Source organism: Marinobacterium sp. xm-m-312, from assembly GCF_013283295.1.
Taxonomy (GTDB): domain Bacteria; phylum Pseudomonadota; class Gammaproteobacteria; order Pseudomonadales; family Balneatricaceae; genus Marinobacterium_E.
Window position 1 is genome coordinate 154,699 of sequence record NZ_WBYS01000001.1, and the last position, 16,449, is coordinate 171,147.

Sequence of the window (16,449 nt, forward strand, 5' to 3'; positions counted from 1 at the left end):
AAACTTGTCAGGTTCTAAAAAGTAGAGTAATTACTTATCTAACGTAGGGTTTTTAAAGCCTCCATGGTCTATGTTTTTCCATTTCTTGTTTGCAGAGAGTGGAACGCAGAACGCAAAAAGAGAGGCCAATTCCCTGCATATCAATCGCCTCATTGAGAGTCGATCACAACACAAGGGTGAATAATATGAGTCAAAAAGTCGCACTCGTTACTGGTGGTACCGGTGGCTTGGGTGTCAGCATCTGTCGCAAATTGGCTGATGCTGGTTTTAAAGTCGTTGCTGGCTACAACTCAGGTGGTAATCACGAGAAAGCCAAAGCTTGGCAAGAGGAGCAACGCAAAGATGGCTACGAGATCGAAGTCGCTTACGGTGATGTCACTAATGCTGAGTCTTGTGCTGAGTGTATTGCGACGGTTGAAAGGCTAACTGGTGGTTCAGTTGATGTCCTAGTCAACAATGCGGGTATTACTCGCGATGGTCAGTTCAAGAAGATGAGCTGGGAACAGTGGGACGAAGTACTTAGCGCCAACCTCGACAGTATGTTCCACATGACACGCCTAGTGATTAACCCAATGCTTGAGAAAGGCTTTGGTCGTATCATCAATATCTCTTCTGTGAATGCGCAGAAGGGCCAGTTCGGTCAGGCAAACTACTCTGCAGCTAAAGCGGGTATCCACGGCTTTACTAAGGCGCTGGCGCAAGAGGTGGCTGCTAAAGGGATTACCGTCAATACAGTGTCACCAGGTTATATCCTAACCCCAATGGTGGCTAAGATTGATCAGGCAATTCAGGATAAGATTACTTCAACGATTCCTGTTAAACGTTTCGGTACACCGGATGAGATCGGCCGTACGGTAGCCTTTATTGCTGACGAAGAGTCGGGTTACATGACCGGTGCGGACTTCTCAGTGAACGGTGGTCTACACATGTTCTAATCCCTTTTTAATTCAGTTAGGGATTAATCGATGTCAGACGCAATTTTTTCAAAAGGCGTATTAAAAGGCCTAGTCAGTGCGTCTGACATCACTTTCACTCAATTGACTTCAACGTCGCCATCCACATAGATCCATTTGTCAGCGTCGCGGCGAAAATTGGATCGTTCGTGCAGCACCCCCGTTCTTCCATCGGCCGCTTTAAAGTGAGCATTGAACTCGACCTGTCCTTTTTGGTGCAGAGGTCCACCCTCATGCGTATCCAGTATCTCCAGTTTCACCCACTCGGTTGAGCGAAGCTCTTGTGCCAGCATGTTCGCTTCACCTGGTGAGCGTCGCTCTGGCGCTAAAGTATCGATCAGATAGTCCACAGCACCGACAGAGAAAGCGGTGTAGCGTGAGCGCATCAGCTTTTCAGCAGTGGGTGCGACTGAGATGCCGGCTAGATAGGGTTGGCAGCACTCTGAAAAGGGGGCGCCACTGCCGCAGGGGCAGTTTGATTCAGTAGGATTGTTTAGCATTTTTAGAACTCTCTTAGCCAGAATGGAAAGGGCCTGTTACTCTTAACGCTATTATCAGCAATTTTCATCAAGGATGCGAAGATGAGTGCGCAAAACGAGACGTTTTTTTGGCACGACTACGAGACCAGCGGAACCGATCCACAACGAGATCGTCCCATGCAATTTGCTGGTATTCGGACCGATGCCGACCTCAATATTATTGAGGATCCTGTGATGATCTACGCTCGTCCTGCCGATGATATGTTGCCGCACCCGATGGCCTGTTTGATTACCGGGATTACGCCACAAATTGCCTTAGAGAAAGGGGTCAGTGAAGCCGAGTTTATCGCTAGGATTCATGCAGAGTTGGCTCGACCAGGTACCTGCGGTGTCGGTTACAACTCAATCCGCTTTGATGATGAGGTGACGCGAAATACCCTCTATCGCAATTTCTACGATCCCTATGCGCGTGAGTGGCAAAATGGCTGCTCTCGTTGGGATATCATCGACATGTTACGTCTCACTCGCGCACTTCGTCCCGATGGAATCGTTTGGCCTAGCTACGAAGATGGCACGCCGAGTTTGCGTCTGGAAGATCTGACCAAGGCTAACGGCATTGAGCATGGTAGTGCCCACGATGCGCTATCTGATGTCTATGCCACCATTGCGATGGCCAAGCTGGTTAAAGAGAGACAACCCAAGCTGTTTGATTATGTGATTCGTCATCGCTCCAAATTGGCGATTCAAAAACTGATCGATCCGCAAAGCATGAAGCCGGTGTTACACGTCTCATCACGTTACCCGGTAGAGCAAGGCAATATGGCGGTTGTTGCCCCGATTGCGGTGCACCCAACCAACAAGAATGCCAGCATTGTTTGGGATCTACGACACGACCCAGCCCCGCTTTTTGAACTGACTGCCGAGCAGATTAAACAGAATCTCTATCTCCCGCGCGATCAGCGTGATGAGAATACCCCTAAATTAGCTCTGAAGTTACTGCATGCCAATCGTTGCCCGATTGTGGCACCGGCCAACATGTTGCGCGGTGATGAACCGGCAAAATTTTCCATTGATGGCGATCAGTGTCGGGCGCATTTGGCGCTATTGCGCAATGAACCTAATCTCCGAGAGAAACTGATGGCGGTTTACCAAGAGGATCGCGATGCGATTGCTGACCCTGATCTGCAGATCTACTCAGGTGGCTTCTTCTCCAATGATGACAAAAAATTGATCGATCGCGTGCGTGAGGCGGATGAAGAGAGCTTGTACGAATTACAGCTGCCGTTTCAGGATCCCCGTCTAGAGGAGATGTTACTGCGTTATAAAGCTCGAAATTTCCCAGAAACCCTAACCGATGAGGAACAGTTGAGTTGGGAGGAGTTTCGAGCGCAAAAGCTACTGAAAGGCACCGGTGGTTACCTCACCTTTGAAGCACTCTATGCAGAGCTGAATCGCATTGCTGAACTACCGGAGACTACGGCTGAGGAAAGGGCGATATTGGAAGATATCGCCCTCTATGCGGAGTCGATCTACCCCTTTGAACCTTAGAGAGTATGACTAAGATTGCTCAGGGTTAGCCTCTATCCAAAGTTTACGTTCAAGCAGCTGATCTGCGCGTTTGAGTATCTGCTCAGGCGTCAGATGGTCTAACGCGGTTAGAAGCTGCTCTCTGGTATCAAAGTTTAGGTTGTCACGATCAATCTCTCGCCAGAGTCTTTCAGTCTCATCCGCCAACCGCTTGGAGGGTGAGGCAATTCGCGAGCGCAGACTTGCTCGATACTGTTCGATGTTTTGCTCTAGCTCTGCTGCTAACCCTGCACGCCAACCCGATAAGAAATCACTATAAGCCTGTTTCAGCGCTTGCGAATCAGCCGTCGGAGATTGCACGGTCAAACCGACTCCGGGTGTTTCACCTATAGGTAGAAGGTTTGTAAAGACCACATAGCCCAGTTGCTGCTCTGTTCTCAGCTGAGTGTAAAACGGTGTCGACAGAAGCTCGTTGATCAGAGCGGTTTCCACGCGTGCTTGAGCCGTGTCACTGTTCGCCTGAAGGTAGAGCAGCAGTGCGGAGTCGGTATGAGCGACCGAGATCGATTTAGTTGTCTCTCCATCATCTAGGCTGTTCGCTTTGATCGGGTTCACATTAGCGGGTTTCATCGCAGACAGTGCTGAGTGAACGGTTGAGCTGATCAGCTCGGCTTGTTCACGACTGATATTACCGTGGATAAACAGTTTTAACTGACCTTCAGCAAGCAGTTTCTCTCTCTGCTTGGAAAGATCAGCCAGTGTCATCGAATCAATTACCGCCAGTTTCTCTTCACTGCTCCAGCTATTATCCAATAACTCTTGGTAGAGCAGGGCAAAGGTTCGGTTGTAGGGTTTCTCTTTAAGGCTGTTGGCAAGATCCTCTTTAAGGTTCTGCTTCAATCGAGCAAACAACGCCTCATCCTGCAAAGGCATACTCAGAGACCTGAGCAGTGTTTCTAACAGACGATCCAGACGCTGGTTGTAGCCACTCACTTTAATGGATAGGCCTCGCAGGTGAGGGTAGATCTCGGCGTTCAGTCCAGCCAGTGCGGCATCGTAGAGCGCTTCGTTGAGCTGTTCATTGATCATGTCGGTCAACAGTGAATTGGCGACGGATGCGGCTGCATCAGGCTGAGCATTATTCGACAGTATCGCCAGATTGATTGCTCCTCTGGGCTGCTTGTAGCTGACATCAACCTTGTGCAGCGCAGTGAGATTACCCTCTTTAAAAACAGTCTCAGGCAACTCTGCTTGCGTCTCTTCGAGAAGATCGAACTGATCAGCAATATAGGGATTCAAGGGTTTAATGCTGAGGGCCGGAATGAGTTTTGGACTCTTCCAGCGCTCTAGAAGGGCGGAGTCGATCGTTTTAATGCTGTAGTCGATCTCATATCGAGGTTCTTGCTGATCGGTCTCAACCTGCTGTGAATAGAGGCCTAGCACTAAGTTGTCCGGCGTCATGTACGAGAGGTAGTCATTAATCAACGCGGCATCAAACTGATCAAAGGCGTAGGAGGCCCTGATCAATTCAGCCTCAGGGTAGTCCACCATCATCTTAGAAAGACGCATCACGTTGTGGATCGGTTCTGAACTCTGCTGGAATCGGAACTCATTCATCGCAAGAAGAGCTTGTTCATCAAAGAGTGACTGTTGAACACCGGCCTGTTTAATAAGCTCAATTTTGCTAAACACTGCCTCAATCACACGCTCTTTCTGCTCCAGACCTTTTAGGGTGAGATCGATATGGATATCAAAGGTCGATTGTTCGGGTTGATCGATGCCAATCCAAGCCCCGACGCTGTCGGCTAGACCTTCATCCTTAAGGTAAGAGAGGAGTGACCCTTTGCCCTCATAGCCGATTTGGTTTGCAATAAAGTAGAGCGGTTTTTTCTTCCAGTAACCTTCTCTGGGGGGAACAGGAAAAGTGAGCGTTAGTTGGCGGCTCTCTTTGAGGGTTTTGATGCGAATCTCACGACCTATCTCGTTCTCTGTGAACAGCGGCACCGCATCGCTGTAGGGCGTGGCGTTGCTGTTTTTAACCTTAGAGAAACGCTGAGTTACTAGCGTCTCTAGTTCGTCTAAAGAGAGCGGTGCGCTGACCACTAGTGTCATCAAATTGGCCGAGTAGTAACGGTTGTAAAAGTCGATCAAATCGGGGCGAATGGGGTTCTCTGGCGTGTTTTCCAGAGTATCGAGGTTGCCGACCGAAAACTGGGTCCAGTTGTGCTCTGGGTTCATCGCCTCTTTTTTAGCCACGTAGATGCGACGTCCATCATCCAGCCGTTTTGACTCGTACTCAGAGTGGACGGCATTTCGTTCACGATCCACGTAAGCCTCAGTGAAGAGTGGTGCTATGAAAAATTGAGCGAAACGATCGAGCGCTTCTGGGAACGCCTCTGCTCGGACATCAAAAAAGTAGTTCGTATCATCGTAGGCGGTGAAGGCGTTGTGGCTGCCGCCATTAGAGTTAATGAACGCTTGATAGGCGTCCGCCTCTGGGTATTTTTCGGTGCCTAAAAAGAGCATGTGCTCTAGGAAATGGGCCAGTCCTGCACGCTCCGGTGGGTTGGCGCTACTACCTACTTGTACATTCAAGGAGGCGGCTCCTTTGTCGCTCTGCATATCCGAGATCAGCAATGCTCTTAACTGATTGTCCAGTTCAAGAATTCGATACTCACGAGTGTCGTTGAGGCTTTTGATTACGTCGGCACCAACGATCGACGACAGTGATAAAAAAACGAGAAATAGAAGAGAAACGATCGATTTCTTGATCACGATGTGAAATACCCCCTAGATAAACAGTCACGATAAGTGTTAGCTTCAGTCATTAATATTAAGCCTAACTTAAACGTCGTTAAGATGTTGAACAGAAATACGTTTTAAGCTGACTAACTGGATTATTGGGAGCGCTTGTTGATGAACCGTGAAAAGGTTGTATTTGGATTCTTTATCATCTTAGCCCTGACGCTGAATGTCGGCTTTGTTCTTGGGGATATCGATAATCCTGCACATCATGAAGTGTTTGAGCTCTTTTTGGCCCTGGTAGTTAGTTTAATTTGTACGGTGTTGAAGTTTGGTGACCGCAGCCACCTTGGAGCACTGTTGCTGGCGACCAGTTTGGTTGCCGATTTGCAATTGATTGCAGCTGCGGTGGTCTGGGCGTATGCCGAGCAGATCTCGTCACTGGGAATGACGGATGGGACGATGGCGAGTATTGTGTCGCTTGCTGCTGGTGCACTGGTGGCGAATGTTGTGTCGGTGGTTCTGCTAGTGGTTGAGAGTGCGTCGATTCGTCGATGAATACACTGCTCTATATTCTACTTAGGCGGCTAAGACTGCCCCTGAGCGTTCTAATCGGCGTTTACGCCGTCTCTGTGCTTGGGTTTGTTTTAATACCTGGGCTTGATGATCAGGGTCAGCCTTGGCGTATGGATTTCTTCCACGCCTTCTACTTTGTCTCGTTTATGGGTTCCACCATCGGTTTTGGTGAGATTCCTTACCCATTCACCAGTGCTCAGCGGATGTGGACCCTGGTCTGCATCTACGCAACCGTCATTGCTTGGCTCTATGCCATCGGTGCCATGTTGAGTGTGCTGCAAGATCAAGGATTCTCGCGTCTGTTGCGCACTCGCCGTTTTGCTCATCAAGTTCGATCGATTCGAGAGCCCTTCTATCTAATTTGTGGCTTTGGCACAACGGGCCGAGATGTGGTGGCTGGACTGGAGCAACAGGGTATTAAATCGGTGGTCATCGATATCGATCAGAGCCGAATCGATGCGTTAGAGCTTGAACAGTATTCACTGCCGGTGGTGGGTCTGTGTGCTGATGCCTCACTGCCGGAAAATCTCGATCTGGCTGGATTGCAGAACCCAAGTTGTCTGGGTGTGTTGGCCCTGACCAATGATGATAACGTTAATCTGTCGGTCTCGATTGCCAGCAAGCTGCTCTATCCGAAACGCATTGTGGTAAGTCGCAGCGAAAATGATACGACCACTGCCAATCTTTACTCCTTTGGCACCGATCTGGTAGTAGATCCCTTTAAACAGTTTGCCGAGTATCTTGGCCTAGCGGCCCACAGTCCGCAAAAGCATCTGATCGTTGATTGGCTGATTTACTCTGAGCACCGCTCAATCGCATCAACCTATAAGCATCAATCGGGTCGCTGGATTTTATGTGGCTATGGTCGCTTTGGTCGCGCGTTAGCCGGCTCCATGCGTGCTGAGGGGACAGAGATCACTTTAGTGGATCCTCATATGGATAGCTTCAGAGGTGATGAGCCCACATCGATTGTCGGTATAGGTACCGAGGCATCTACCCTGATTCAAGCGGGTGTTGAAGAAGCGGTGGGTATTATTGCTGGTACAGGTAATGATGCGGATAATCTGTCGATTATCATGACCGCTCGCGAATTAAATCCTAGGTTGCAGACGGTTGTTCGCCAAAACTTGGACTCTAATGAGTTAATTTTTGAGCGACTTAAAGCCGATTTTGTCATGAACCCAGGACGTACCATTGCCAGTCGCATTCTGGCTCATCTCCGTACACCCTTGCTAGCTGAGTTTTTAGACCAATCGATGGCGCTTGATGAAGTGGATGCCAGAGAGCTCATTCAGCGCCTCAATCGCTTGGTAGGTGATGGCCAGGTTCGCATTCAGGCTTTTACACTGGGAGAAGAGACGCCTGCAGTAAAAGAGTGGATAGAATCTGGTCAGATCCTGACGTTACGATCACTACTCAAATCCCCAGCAGATCGAGCAAAGGAGCTGAAATGTTTGGCTCTGCTGGTGAAGCGTGGTGGTCAATTTATGATCGAGCCGGGTGAGCTGACTGAGCTGCAGTTGGGAGATCAGATCCTGTTTGCCGGGAGAGGGGCGGACCTGTCTCAACAGCGCTGGTTGTTTGAGAACGCTCGTACTCTCAATTACGTTGTGACAGGTGAAGAGCCGCATTACGGTCTGTTGAGTTATTTTGCTAAAGGAAATGCACGTTGATCGCCTATCTATTGTTGATCTTAACGCCACTATTTTGGGCGGGTAATCATGTCGCGGCTAAAGGAGTGGCTGATATTGCCGACCCACTATTGATGGCATTTTTACGCTGGGGACTCGCCTTTTTGATCCTATTGCCTTTCTGGCTGCCCAAAGCGATTCGACAGTGGCCGATTATAAAAGCGCATTTTCCACTGCTCTTTTGGTTATCACTCACCAGTGTCGGGTGTTTCAACACGTTCATCTATTTGGGGGTTGAGACGACCACCGCGACAAACACTACTTTGATGCATGCGATTATTCCCGTTCTAATTTTGTTGTTGAACCGGCTATTCTTCAAAGAGTCTGTGGGTGGGCTGCAGTGGTTAGGGATTGCGGCATCACTGATGGGAGTTCTGGTATTAATTACCCAAGGTGAGTTGCAGCGAATTGCCTCACTGCATCTTAACCCAGGGGATGTCTGGATATTGGCTGCGATTGTGACTTGGGCTCTCTACTCGATCACCTTAAAGTTCAAACCTAAAGAGCTCGAGCCGTTCACCTTTTTCGGGCTGTCGGTTCTGATTGGTTTGCTGGTGATCTTCCCATTTGCACTGTTTGAGCAGGGTGGCTTTGTCATGCCGACCCTCGAAACGCCAGTCTGGGCGGTTGTGGTCTATATTGCGATCTTTCCGTCGATACTCTCTTACTCTTTCTGGAATCGTGGTGTGGCGCAGTTGGGCGCGTCGACGGCGGGGCTGTTTATCTATCTGATTCCGGTATTCGGCACACTCTTGTCTATCTTGGTGTTGAATGAGACTATGCACAGCTTCCATCTAGTCGGAATTGCCCTCATTGTGCTCGGCATCTGGTTGGCCGTCGTAAGACGAGTGATAGCTGGTATTCGACAAAACCGTACTAAAACCGTTAATTGATCTGAGGTTTATAAAATAATGAAACAACTCTTTACGCTCCTGTTTGCATTTTGTTTGGTGGCAGCTATTCCCCATCAAGCGGAGGCTAAACGTTTTGGTGGCGGTTTTAGCTTGGGCAAAAGCTACTCCATGCCTAAGAAGGCGGCTCCGGCTCCGACCAAACAGGTTGCCCCTTCTCAAACCGGATCAAAAACGGCACCGACCTCAACGGCAGGCGGTAAAGCGGGTATGGGTGGTTTAATGGGTGGACTATTGGCCGGCGGTATTCTGGGAGCTCTCTTTTTCGGTGGTGCCTTTGAGGGTATCCAGCTGATGGATATGCTGTTGATTGGTCTGGTCATCTTTATGCTGTTTAAACTGTTCGGGTCGCAAAGAAGGGCTGCTTATGCTGGCGCCTCTCAGGGAGGTTACGCCCCGAATGAAGTACCCATGGCTAGAAATGCTGAACAGGGATTGGGTGGTGCTTCAAACGCTTCAGGTATGAGCGCGACGTTCGCTAAGATTGATACGCCTGAGTGGTTTGATGAAGACGCTTTCCTGGCCGGCGCTAAGGATCACTTCAAAAATTTGCAGAGTGCATGGGATCGTCAAGATTGGCAGGAGATCTCTTCTTACACCTCACCAGAGCTATTGCAGTCGCTTAAAACCAATCGAATGGTGTTACCAGAAAACCAAGTAACTGAGGTTTTGTCAGTTGATGTTGAGTTGGCTAACTTCCAAACGCTGTTGGGTGAACACATTGTAAGCCTCTATTTTGAAGGTGAAATTCGTGAAAACGGTTCGGCCACCACTACACCGTTTGCAGAAGCATGGCACCTCAGTCGAGATGCGGATTTAGACTCTGGAAACTGGACTCTGGTCGGTATTGAGCAGGTTTCTTAAGTTTTTTTAGATAGTCGCTTGAAATCCTTTAGCTCAGCCTATAGTTTAAGCATTATCCAATAGGACCAATAAAAATTTTATTTTAGGAGATTGACGATGCGCGCAATCGCAATGACTCGTGTAGCAGCACTTGCAGCAGCCGTAGCGCTGGTTGCAGGTTGTAGTTCAACTAGCACAACAACGGATGGCGGTGCAGATGGTGCAGCTACCAACAACGCAGCAACGACTCAAGGCGCTGACGGCAGCAATGTGACTGCTGGCTCTTTTGCTGAAGTTGCTAAACTGCGCACCGTTTTCTATTTCGACTTCGATCAGGCTGTTGTTAAACAGGAAGGTTTCTCTGATCTTGAAGCGCATGCTAAGTACCTATCGAACAACCCAGGCGCGACTGTACGTTTAGAAGGTCACGCTGATGAGCGTGGTACTCGTGAGTACAACATCGCGCTGGGTGAACAGCGCGCTAACGCTGTTGCTCGCCTTTTGATGGTTAACGGTGCTGGTAGCAACCAGATCGAAACTATCTCTTACGGTGAAGAGAAGCCAGCTATGCTTGGTCACACTGAAGCTGAGTGGGCGCTAAACCGTCGTGTAGAACTGAGCTACACTAGCCGCTAATGAAATTGCGTCTATTTATTGCTCTACTGACTGCTGGCACTATTGCCAGCAGTTCTGTTTCTGCAGCACAACATTCTCAATCAGCTAACAGCGAATTGGTTCTTCTTCTGCAGCAGCTGCAGGCTGAGGTTCGCCAGTTGCGTGGTGAGATTGAGACACAGCAGTATCGTTTACAAAAGCTCGAAAAAGAGCAGTTGGATCGTTACCGTGATATGGATCGCCGCCTAAGCTCTTTAGTGCTTCAACAAGCTGACCCGCTTGCTGCGCCGGCTCCTGTTGCTGCTGACCCAGTTACTACTAACCCTGTTGTTGAGACAGCGTCTCCAAGTGTGGCTCTTGGTGAGAATCGGGCTGCTTCCGAAACAAATGCACCCGTTTCAAGTAGTGCTGCTGCGACACAGCCAGTCGAGACGACCCTTGCTGGTTCTCCTGTTGAGGCGGAAGCACCTGTAGCCCCTGCTGAACCTACAGTCAGTGATCGAGTGGCTTACCAGCAAGCGTTCACACTGGTTCGTGAACGTAAGTTTGATGAGTCAGTTCAAGCCTTTGAACAGTTTATTCAGACCTATCCTAGCAGTGATAACCTAGCGAATGCCTACTACTGGATTGGCGAAGTGAAGCTTGCTCAGCAGCAACTAGACTCAGCCAAAGTCGCATTTGACACGGTGGTTTCTCAGTTTGTTGGCCATCGTAAGCGCCCAGATGCACTCTATAAACTGGGTGTTGTGCAGGATCGTTTAGGTGATTCTGCTGCGCAACAGAGCAGTTTTAAACAACTGCTTGATGAGTATCCGAAAAGCTCAGCTGCAGGTCTAGCTCGTAACTACAAGCCTCGCTCATAACTATGAATCAAAAGACGAAACGTGCGGTCGTTCTGCTATCAGGCGGCCTTGACTCTGCTACGGTATTGGCGATTGCTGCTGATCAAGGGTATGAGTGTTACGCGCTAAGCTTTGACTATGGGCAGCGCGCTTTGACTGAGTTGAATGCCGCCAAAGCGGTTTGTGCCTCTGTTGGTGCAAAAGAGCATCGCGTATTTTCACTTGATCTTGCTCAGTTCGGTGGCTCTGCCCTGACCGATAGTTCGATTGAGGTGCCTGAGGGTGAAACCGAGGGCGTTCCTATCACCTATGTGCCTGCTCGTAATACGATCTTCCTCTCTATGGCGCTGGCCTGGGCGGAAGTTTTGCATGCGGATGCGATCTTTATAGGTGTTAATGCTGTGGACTATTCGGGCTACCCTGATTGCCGTCCAGAGTTTATTAAGGCCTACGAAGAGATGGCAAACCTAGCGACTCGAAACGGCGTCACGGGTGAGCCATTCAAAATTGAGACACCTTTGATTGATCTTACTAAAGCAGAGATCATTCAAGCCGGTCATCGTTTGGGTCTGGACTACGCTTTGACTGTCTCCTGCTATCAATCAGACGATGATGGCCGGGCTTGTGGTCGCTGTGACAGTTGCCGCCTACGAGCTAAAGGCTTTGATGATGCGGGTGTTTCGGATCCGACACGTTATATCCCAGTCTAACTCTTAACTAATTGACTCGTTACGACGTTGCTTTATACGTCACTTTTTGAGGTTGGTATGCAAACAAAAGCAGATCTTGATCAACGTATTATGGTGCAAGAGCATTTTGCTCAAGAGCATCTGCCCAGTGATCTTACGCCTGCTCAAGTCGCTGATCTTGAAGAGCAGATAGCGGTTGAACTGAAAGAGCGCGATGCATGCTTGGTCGCTCACTATTACACTGATCCTCTGGTTCAAGCACTGGCAGAGAAGACCGGTGGTTGTGTTGCTGATTCGCTTGAGATGGCGCGTTTTGGTGCTAATCACTCGGCATCTACTCTTGTGGTCGCTGGTGTAAAATTTATGGGTGAGACGTCTAAGATTCTTAGCCCAGATAAGCGCATCTTGATGCCTACTTTGGAAGCAACCTGTTCACTTGATATCGGTTGTCCTATCGAAGACTTTAGTGCGTTTTGTGATGCACATCCTGATCATGAAGTGGTTGTTTATGCCAATACCTCTGCCGAGGTGAAGGCCAGAGCGGACTGGGTGGTGACATCGAGTATCGCACTGCAAGTCGTTGAACATCTGGTTGATCAGGATAAAAAGATCATCTGGGGTCCTGATAAGCACCTAGGCAGTTACATCGAGAATCAAACGGGCGCTGAGATGCTGTTGTGGGATGGCTCGTGTATTGTTCACGAAGAGTTTAAAGCGAAAGGGTTGTTGGATCTTAAAGCGGTCTACCCGGACGCTGCGGTGCTTGTTCACCCAGAATCGCCCGCCTCTGTTGTTGAGCTTGCCGATGCAGTAGGCTCCACCAGTCAGCTAATTAAAGCGGCTCATGATCTACCAAACGATACGTTCATCGTAGCAACCGATCGAGGCATCTTCTTTAAGATGCAGCAGGCTGCTCCAGGCAAAACCTTTATCGAAGCGCCCACTGGTGGTTCTGGTGCAACCTGTCGAAGCTGTGCTCACTGCCCCTGGATGGCAATGAACGGCCTTCAAAATATTTTGAATGGACTGCGTCATGGCCGTGAAGAGGTCTTTGTCGATCCAGAACTTCGTCAACGTGCGCTTCGCCCACTTGAGAGAATGTTGAGCTTTCAAGCCCGCTAATCTCTAATTGAGTGAGTGACTTTCTCAGTTGCTCACTTCAATCTTTATTTAAACAGTTCATCAAACCTCAGTTGGTCTGATCGAATCTCTCTCTCCCTCTGTTCGAGCCAACCCAGTTGAATCCTATTGTTCCTAGCATCCCTGCGGGCAAACTCTACCTGCCTGAGCGCTAGATCAAACTCAGCTCGCTGAAAAAAGAACTCAATTCGGGTACGGTGAAGCTGCTCTATATCATTGATCAAGCCATAGAGCTCGGCGAGATGGTATAAAAACAGTGTATTGTTGGGGTGATCTCTAAGCAGTTTTCTGTAGAGGCTGATCGCTTGTGAGACGTTTCCCTGCTCTCTATAGGTCTTGGCCAGTGCCGCTTGCACGGCAAGGTCATTAGGGTAGAGGTCCGTTAGCTCATCCATTAACTGTCCAGTCGCTTGCCCGCTGAGAGAGAGTTGAGTTAAACGACTGAGTTGCACCCAAGGGTGTTGTTGCCAGCTTTTGGAGAGTGCCTCCCAGTGGTTTTGCGCTTCCTCGTTGTTATTCACAGAGAGCGCTTTTAAGTAGTGAGTAAAATGCTTGGCTGACTCATCTAATTCTGAGTTGTTAAGTAGCTGATTTTCAGCGCCATACTTAACAGCCACTCTCGATTTGGCAATCATAAAGTTTTGGTGGACACGATTCTCTGTGCTTGCGCTCGGTAAATTCATGGCACGGTTAGTGGAATCAGCGATTCTCGATTCAGTCACTGGGTGGGTTCGTAAAAACTCGGGTACAGCGCTGCCCGAAAAACGATTGGCTTGCGCTAGCTGTGCAAACATCTGTGGCATCGCTTGAGGGTCATACCCTGCGGCAACCAGCGTGCGCATACCTGCTTGGTCTGCATCGAGCTCATTTTGTCTACTGAAACTAAGTCGCGCATTTTCTGAAGCACCAATAGTGCCTTGAAGTGCGGCCGCTCCTGCGTTGGGATTGATGCTGGAGAGTAAAATACTGCCGACGATGCCTGCTAATACCAGTGGTTGTCGCTGCTCGCTGGCCGCCTGTTGTTGTGCAAAGTGACGCTGACTTAAGTGGGCAAACTCGTGAGCGATCACCGACATTAATTGATCTTCTGTCTCTGTTGCTAATAGCAGTCCCGCATTGATACCAATGATGCCACCCGGTGCGGCAAAGGCATTAACCTCCTGTTGGTCGATGACCAGGAGATCTAACCGCTTATCTTGTAGCTCAGAAAAGGGTGATAGGTACCACAGTCGATCCTTGAGATAGCTCTCGACAATCGGATCGTCCAGAAGCTGGGCTTGGGCTTTCATCATGCGCATCCAGGCTTGGCCAAGTGCTCGTTCTTGCTCAAGCTGATAGCTCGAGTTGGTGCTGCCTGCTAGGGAGGGCAGGTTCTCTGAGCCTTGCACGTTAAAGCAGATAAGGCTGGATAGTAGAATGATTAAAGGGGTTCGCATCAGAGGTAGCATAGCCTTTGTTCTGTATATCAGTTACATTGCGCCGATAGATTCGCTTTTAACACTGACTTTAGTATGACAGAGATTCACATTGATAAAAGAGTCGACGCGACCGGTTTAGCTTGTCCGCTGCCGTTATTGAAAGCCAAGCAGGCGCTGAACACCCTTGAAGTGGGGCAGGTCCTTGAGTTGATTGCGACGGATGCGGGTTCTGTACGTGACTTTAAAGCTTATGCTGATCTGTCGAATCATGAGTTGATCTCTACGACAGAGAACAACCAAACCTATATTCACCTTCTTCGCAGAGGTTAATTGAGCGATGCAAAAGATTTTTAGTAAATGGGTACAACGTTACTTCTCAAATGAGGAGGCACTGTTGCTGTTTTTACTGCTGTTTGTCTCTGGTTTGGTGATTTGGCACTTAGGTGGTGCGCTGATTCCGGTCTTTGCCGGGCTCATTCTTGCTTTCATGATGCAGGGCGGTGTCAATCGATTGAAAAGCATTGGCTTGGGTCACAAAAGTGCCGTTGCAACGATGTTTATCGCCTTTACCGGTTTTGTTGTAGCAATGTTCCTGTTCATTCTCCCTGCTGTTTGGACGCAGTTGGTGAACCTGTTCAATGAGCTGCCCGGCATGGTGACCAAGCTGCAGCAGGTATTGATGCTGCTCCCTCAGAACTACCCTGAATTGGTCTCTGCTGAACAGATTCGCAACCTTATCGGCACCGCTGCCGCTGAGCTGAGTCAGTTAGGGCAGTGGCTACTTAGCTTCTCGTTAAGCTCTCTAACGGGTGTGTTAACCGCGCTGATCTACTTCGTTTTGGTGCCTATTCTGGTGCTCTTCTTCCTGTTGGACGGTGATCGTTTGATCGCTGGTTGGACTGCATTTCTGCCTAAGAAGCGGGAGATGATGGATCAGGTCTGGAACGAGATGGACTCTCAGTTGGCTAACTATATCCGCGGTAAGGCGATTGAAATTTTAATCGTTGGTGTCGCTACCTTTATCTCTTTTGCACTGCTGGGTATCAACTATGCTGCGCTACTTGGTTTGTTGGTTGGTCTGTCGGTGTTGATTCCTTATATCGGTGCTGCGGTGGTGACTGTCCCAGTGGCGCTGATTGCCTTCTTTCAATGGGGCTGGAGCGATCAGTTTCTCTACCTAATGCTTGCCTATACGATCATTCAGGCGATCGATGGTAACGTGATTGTACCCTTGCTCTTTTCCGAAGCGGTTAATTTGCACCCGGTCTCTATCATTGTCGCTGTATTGGTGTTTGGAACGCTATGGGGGTTCTGGGGTGTGTTCTTTGCTATCCCGTTGGCGACTCTGGTTAAGTCGATCGTTTCAGCTTGGCCTACAGCGGATGAACTGCCCCCATCTGATGCAGGGTAAGTTGGATCGTCAATTTTAAAAAGAAGGGGTGCTGAGGCACCCCTTATCGTATCGATCAGTCGCCCAATATCTGAGCGGTGTGCTCTTTGGTTTTGACTTTGGCAATTACATCAGAAACCTTGCCCTGCTCATCGATGATGAAGGTGGTTCTGACCGTACCCATGTACTCTTTGCCGTAATTCTTTTTCAGCTGCCAGGTTCCGTAGAGTTCATGAACGGCATTGTCAGTATCGGCAATAAGTGGAAAGGGAAGATCATACTTTTCGATGAAGTTACGATGCTTGGCCTCTGAATCTGTGCTCACACCGATCACTTGATAGCCATTGTCCGCCAATCGCTCAATATTATCTCGCAGGTCGCAAGCTTGAGCGGTACAGCCAGGCGTGTTGTCACGAGGGTAGAAGTAGAGAACAACCTTTTTACCCTTGTACTGGCTTAGCGTGATTGTCTCTCCATTCTGGTCTTTTGCTTCAAAGTCCGGAGCTGTTTGACCGACTTCAACCATCTTTATCTCCTAGTAATGCAATAAAAAGTTACTGTGCCTCTACGAATGTTACCCGGAAATCGTTTAAAATGGTTGGCTAAATAGTATTCTTGCCGATCATTAAAAGG

The 16,449-nt window shown here is 49.0% G+C and carries 16 protein-coding genes; 12 read left to right on the forward strand and 4 right to left on the reverse strand.

Going from position 1 to position 16,449, the window contains the following annotated elements; translation table 11 throughout:
• Window positions 1–185: 185 nt before the first annotated feature.
• Window positions 186–935 (forward strand): acetoacetyl-CoA reductase, encoded by a 750-nt coding sequence (gene phbB, locus XMM312_RS00820; protein ID WP_173480427.1) that lies wholly within the window; start codon window positions 186–188, stop codon window positions 933–935.
• Between the two features lie 98 nt (window positions 936–1,033).
• Here phbB and XMM312_RS00825 read toward each other — a convergent pair whose 3' ends face one another.
• Window positions 1,034–1,453, reverse strand: coding sequence for a YchJ family protein (locus XMM312_RS00825; RefSeq protein ID WP_173488530.1), 420 nt, complete (start codon window positions 1,451–1,453; stop codon window positions 1,034–1,036).
• An 81-nt stretch (window positions 1,454–1,534) separates the two neighbouring features.
• Here XMM312_RS00825 and sbcB point away from each other — a divergent pair, with 81 nt between their 5' ends.
• Window positions 1,535–2,980 (forward strand): exodeoxyribonuclease I, encoded by a 1,446-nt coding sequence (sbcB, locus tag XMM312_RS00830; RefSeq protein WP_173488531.1) that lies wholly within the window; start codon window positions 1,535–1,537, stop codon window positions 2,978–2,980.
• A 9-nt stretch (window positions 2,981–2,989) separates the two neighbouring features.
• On the opposite strand, the gene XMM312_RS00835 is transcribed toward sbcB, so the two are convergent.
• Window positions 2,990–5,734 carry an insulinase family protein gene (locus XMM312_RS00835; protein ID WP_173488532.1) on the reverse strand — a complete coding sequence of 915 codons (2,745 nt, stop codon included), beginning with the start codon at window positions 5,732–5,734 and terminating at the stop codon, window positions 2,990–2,992.
• Between the two features lie 141 nt (window positions 5,735–5,875).
• On the opposite strand from XMM312_RS00835, the gene XMM312_RS00840 reads away from it, so the two are divergent.
• From XMM312_RS00840 to nadA, 8 genes are all read left to right on the forward strand, one after another.
• Window positions 5,876–6,259 carry a DUF6394 family protein gene (locus tag XMM312_RS00840; RefSeq protein ID WP_173480431.1) on the forward strand — a complete coding sequence of 128 codons (384 nt, stop codon included), beginning with the start codon at window positions 5,876–5,878 and terminating at the stop codon, window positions 6,257–6,259.
• Window positions 6,256–7,950, forward strand: coding sequence for a TrkA family potassium uptake protein (locus XMM312_RS00845; RefSeq protein WP_173488533.1), 1,695 nt, complete (start codon window positions 6,256–6,258; stop codon window positions 7,948–7,950). The genes XMM312_RS00840 and XMM312_RS00845 overlap by 4 nt, the downstream gene beginning before the upstream one ends.
• Window positions 7,947–8,861 (forward strand): DMT family transporter, encoded by a 915-nt coding sequence (locus tag XMM312_RS00850; RefSeq protein ID WP_217363861.1) that lies wholly within the window; start codon window positions 7,947–7,949, stop codon window positions 8,859–8,861. Before XMM312_RS00845 ends, XMM312_RS00850 begins: the two co-directional genes overlap by 4 nt.
• An 18-nt stretch (window positions 8,862–8,879) precedes the next feature.
• Window positions 8,880–9,743, forward strand: coding sequence for a Tim44 domain-containing protein (locus tag XMM312_RS00855; protein WP_173480433.1), 864 nt, complete (start codon window positions 8,880–8,882; stop codon window positions 9,741–9,743).
• A gap of 96 nt (window positions 9,744–9,839) precedes the next feature.
• On the forward strand, window positions 9,840–10,358 hold the full coding sequence (gene pal / locus XMM312_RS00860; protein WP_173480434.1) for a peptidoglycan-associated lipoprotein Pal: 519 nt from the start codon (window positions 9,840–9,842) through the stop codon (window positions 10,356–10,358).
• Window positions 10,358–11,200: a tol-pal system protein YbgF gene (gene ybgF / locus XMM312_RS00865; RefSeq protein ID WP_173488534.1), complete on the forward strand. Its 843-nt coding sequence runs from the start codon at window positions 10,358–10,360 to the stop codon at window positions 11,198–11,200. Before pal ends, ybgF begins: the two co-directional genes overlap by 1 nt.
• Window positions 11,201–11,202: 2 nt before the next feature.
• Complete coding sequence (gene queC / locus XMM312_RS00870; RefSeq protein ID WP_173488535.1) at window positions 11,203–11,889, forward strand: 7-cyano-7-deazaguanine synthase QueC; 687 nt, start codon at window positions 11,203–11,205, stop codon at window positions 11,887–11,889.
• A gap of 57 nt (window positions 11,890–11,946) precedes the next feature.
• Entirely contained in the window at window positions 11,947–12,990 is a 1,044-nt protein-coding gene (gene nadA, locus XMM312_RS00875; RefSeq protein WP_173488536.1) for a quinolinate synthase NadA, read from the forward strand.
• A 44-nt stretch (window positions 12,991–13,034) separates the two neighbouring features.
• On the opposite strand, the gene XMM312_RS00880 is transcribed toward nadA, so the two are convergent.
• Entirely contained in the window at window positions 13,035–14,456 is a 1,422-nt protein-coding gene (locus XMM312_RS00880; RefSeq protein ID WP_173488537.1) for a M48 family metalloprotease, read from the reverse strand.
• Window positions 14,457–14,519: 63 nt separating this feature from the next.
• On the opposite strand from XMM312_RS00880, the gene XMM312_RS00885 reads away from it, so the two are divergent.
• Window positions 14,520–14,756, forward strand: a complete 237-nt coding sequence (locus XMM312_RS00885; RefSeq protein ID WP_173480439.1) for a sulfurtransferase TusA family protein — start codon at window positions 14,520–14,522, stop codon at window positions 14,754–14,756.
• 7 nt (window positions 14,757–14,763) lie between these two features.
• Window positions 14,764–15,837: an AI-2E family transporter gene (locus XMM312_RS00890; protein ID WP_173480440.1), complete on the forward strand. Its 1,074-nt coding sequence runs from the start codon at window positions 14,764–14,766 to the stop codon at window positions 15,835–15,837.
• 55 nt (window positions 15,838–15,892) lie between these two features.
• On the opposite strand, the gene bcp is transcribed toward XMM312_RS00890, so the two are convergent.
• Window positions 15,893–16,342, reverse strand: a complete 450-nt coding sequence (bcp, locus tag XMM312_RS00895; protein ID WP_173480441.1) for a thioredoxin-dependent thiol peroxidase — start codon at window positions 16,340–16,342, stop codon at window positions 15,893–15,895.
• Window positions 16,343–16,449: the final 107 nt, after the last annotated feature.

Coding starts and splice junctions, on each gene's coding strand:
- phbB (WP_173480427.1), top strand. CDS start 186: ATGAGTCAAAAAGTCGCACTCGTTACTGGTGGTACCGGTGGCTTGGGT.
- XMM312_RS00825 (WP_173488530.1), bottom strand. CDS start 1,453: ATGCTAAACAATCCTACTGAATCAAACTGCCCCTGCGGCAGTGGCGCC.
- sbcB (WP_173488531.1), top strand. CDS start 1,535: ATGAGTGCGCAAAACGAGACGTTTTTTTGGCACGACTACGAGACCAGC.
- XMM312_RS00840 (WP_173480431.1), top strand. CDS start 5,876: ATGAACCGTGAAAAGGTTGTATTTGGATTCTTTATCATCTTAGCCCTG.
- XMM312_RS00845 (WP_173488533.1), top strand. CDS start 6,256: ATGAATACACTGCTCTATATTCTACTTAGGCGGCTAAGACTGCCCCTG.
- XMM312_RS00855 (WP_173480433.1), top strand. CDS start 8,880: ATGAAACAACTCTTTACGCTCCTGTTTGCATTTTGTTTGGTGGCAGCT.
- pal (WP_173480434.1), top strand. CDS start 9,840: ATGCGCGCAATCGCAATGACTCGTGTAGCAGCACTTGCAGCAGCCGTA.
- ybgF (WP_173488534.1), top strand. CDS start 10,358: ATGAAATTGCGTCTATTTATTGCTCTACTGACTGCTGGCACTATTGCC.
- queC (WP_173488535.1), top strand. CDS start 11,203: ATGAATCAAAAGACGAAACGTGCGGTCGTTCTGCTATCAGGCGGCCTT.
- nadA (WP_173488536.1), top strand. CDS start 11,947: ATGCAAACAAAAGCAGATCTTGATCAACGTATTATGGTGCAAGAGCAT.
- XMM312_RS00880 (WP_173488537.1), bottom strand. CDS start 14,456: ATGCTACCTCTGATGCGAACCCCTTTAATCATTCTACTATCCAGCCTT.
- XMM312_RS00885 (WP_173480439.1), top strand. CDS start 14,520: ATGACAGAGATTCACATTGATAAAAGAGTCGACGCGACCGGTTTAGCT.
- XMM312_RS00890 (WP_173480440.1), top strand. CDS start 14,764: ATGCAAAAGATTTTTAGTAAATGGGTACAACGTTACTTCTCAAATGAG.
- bcp (WP_173480441.1), bottom strand. CDS start 16,342: ATGGTTGAAGTCGGTCAAACAGCTCCGGACTTTGAAGCAAAAGACCAG.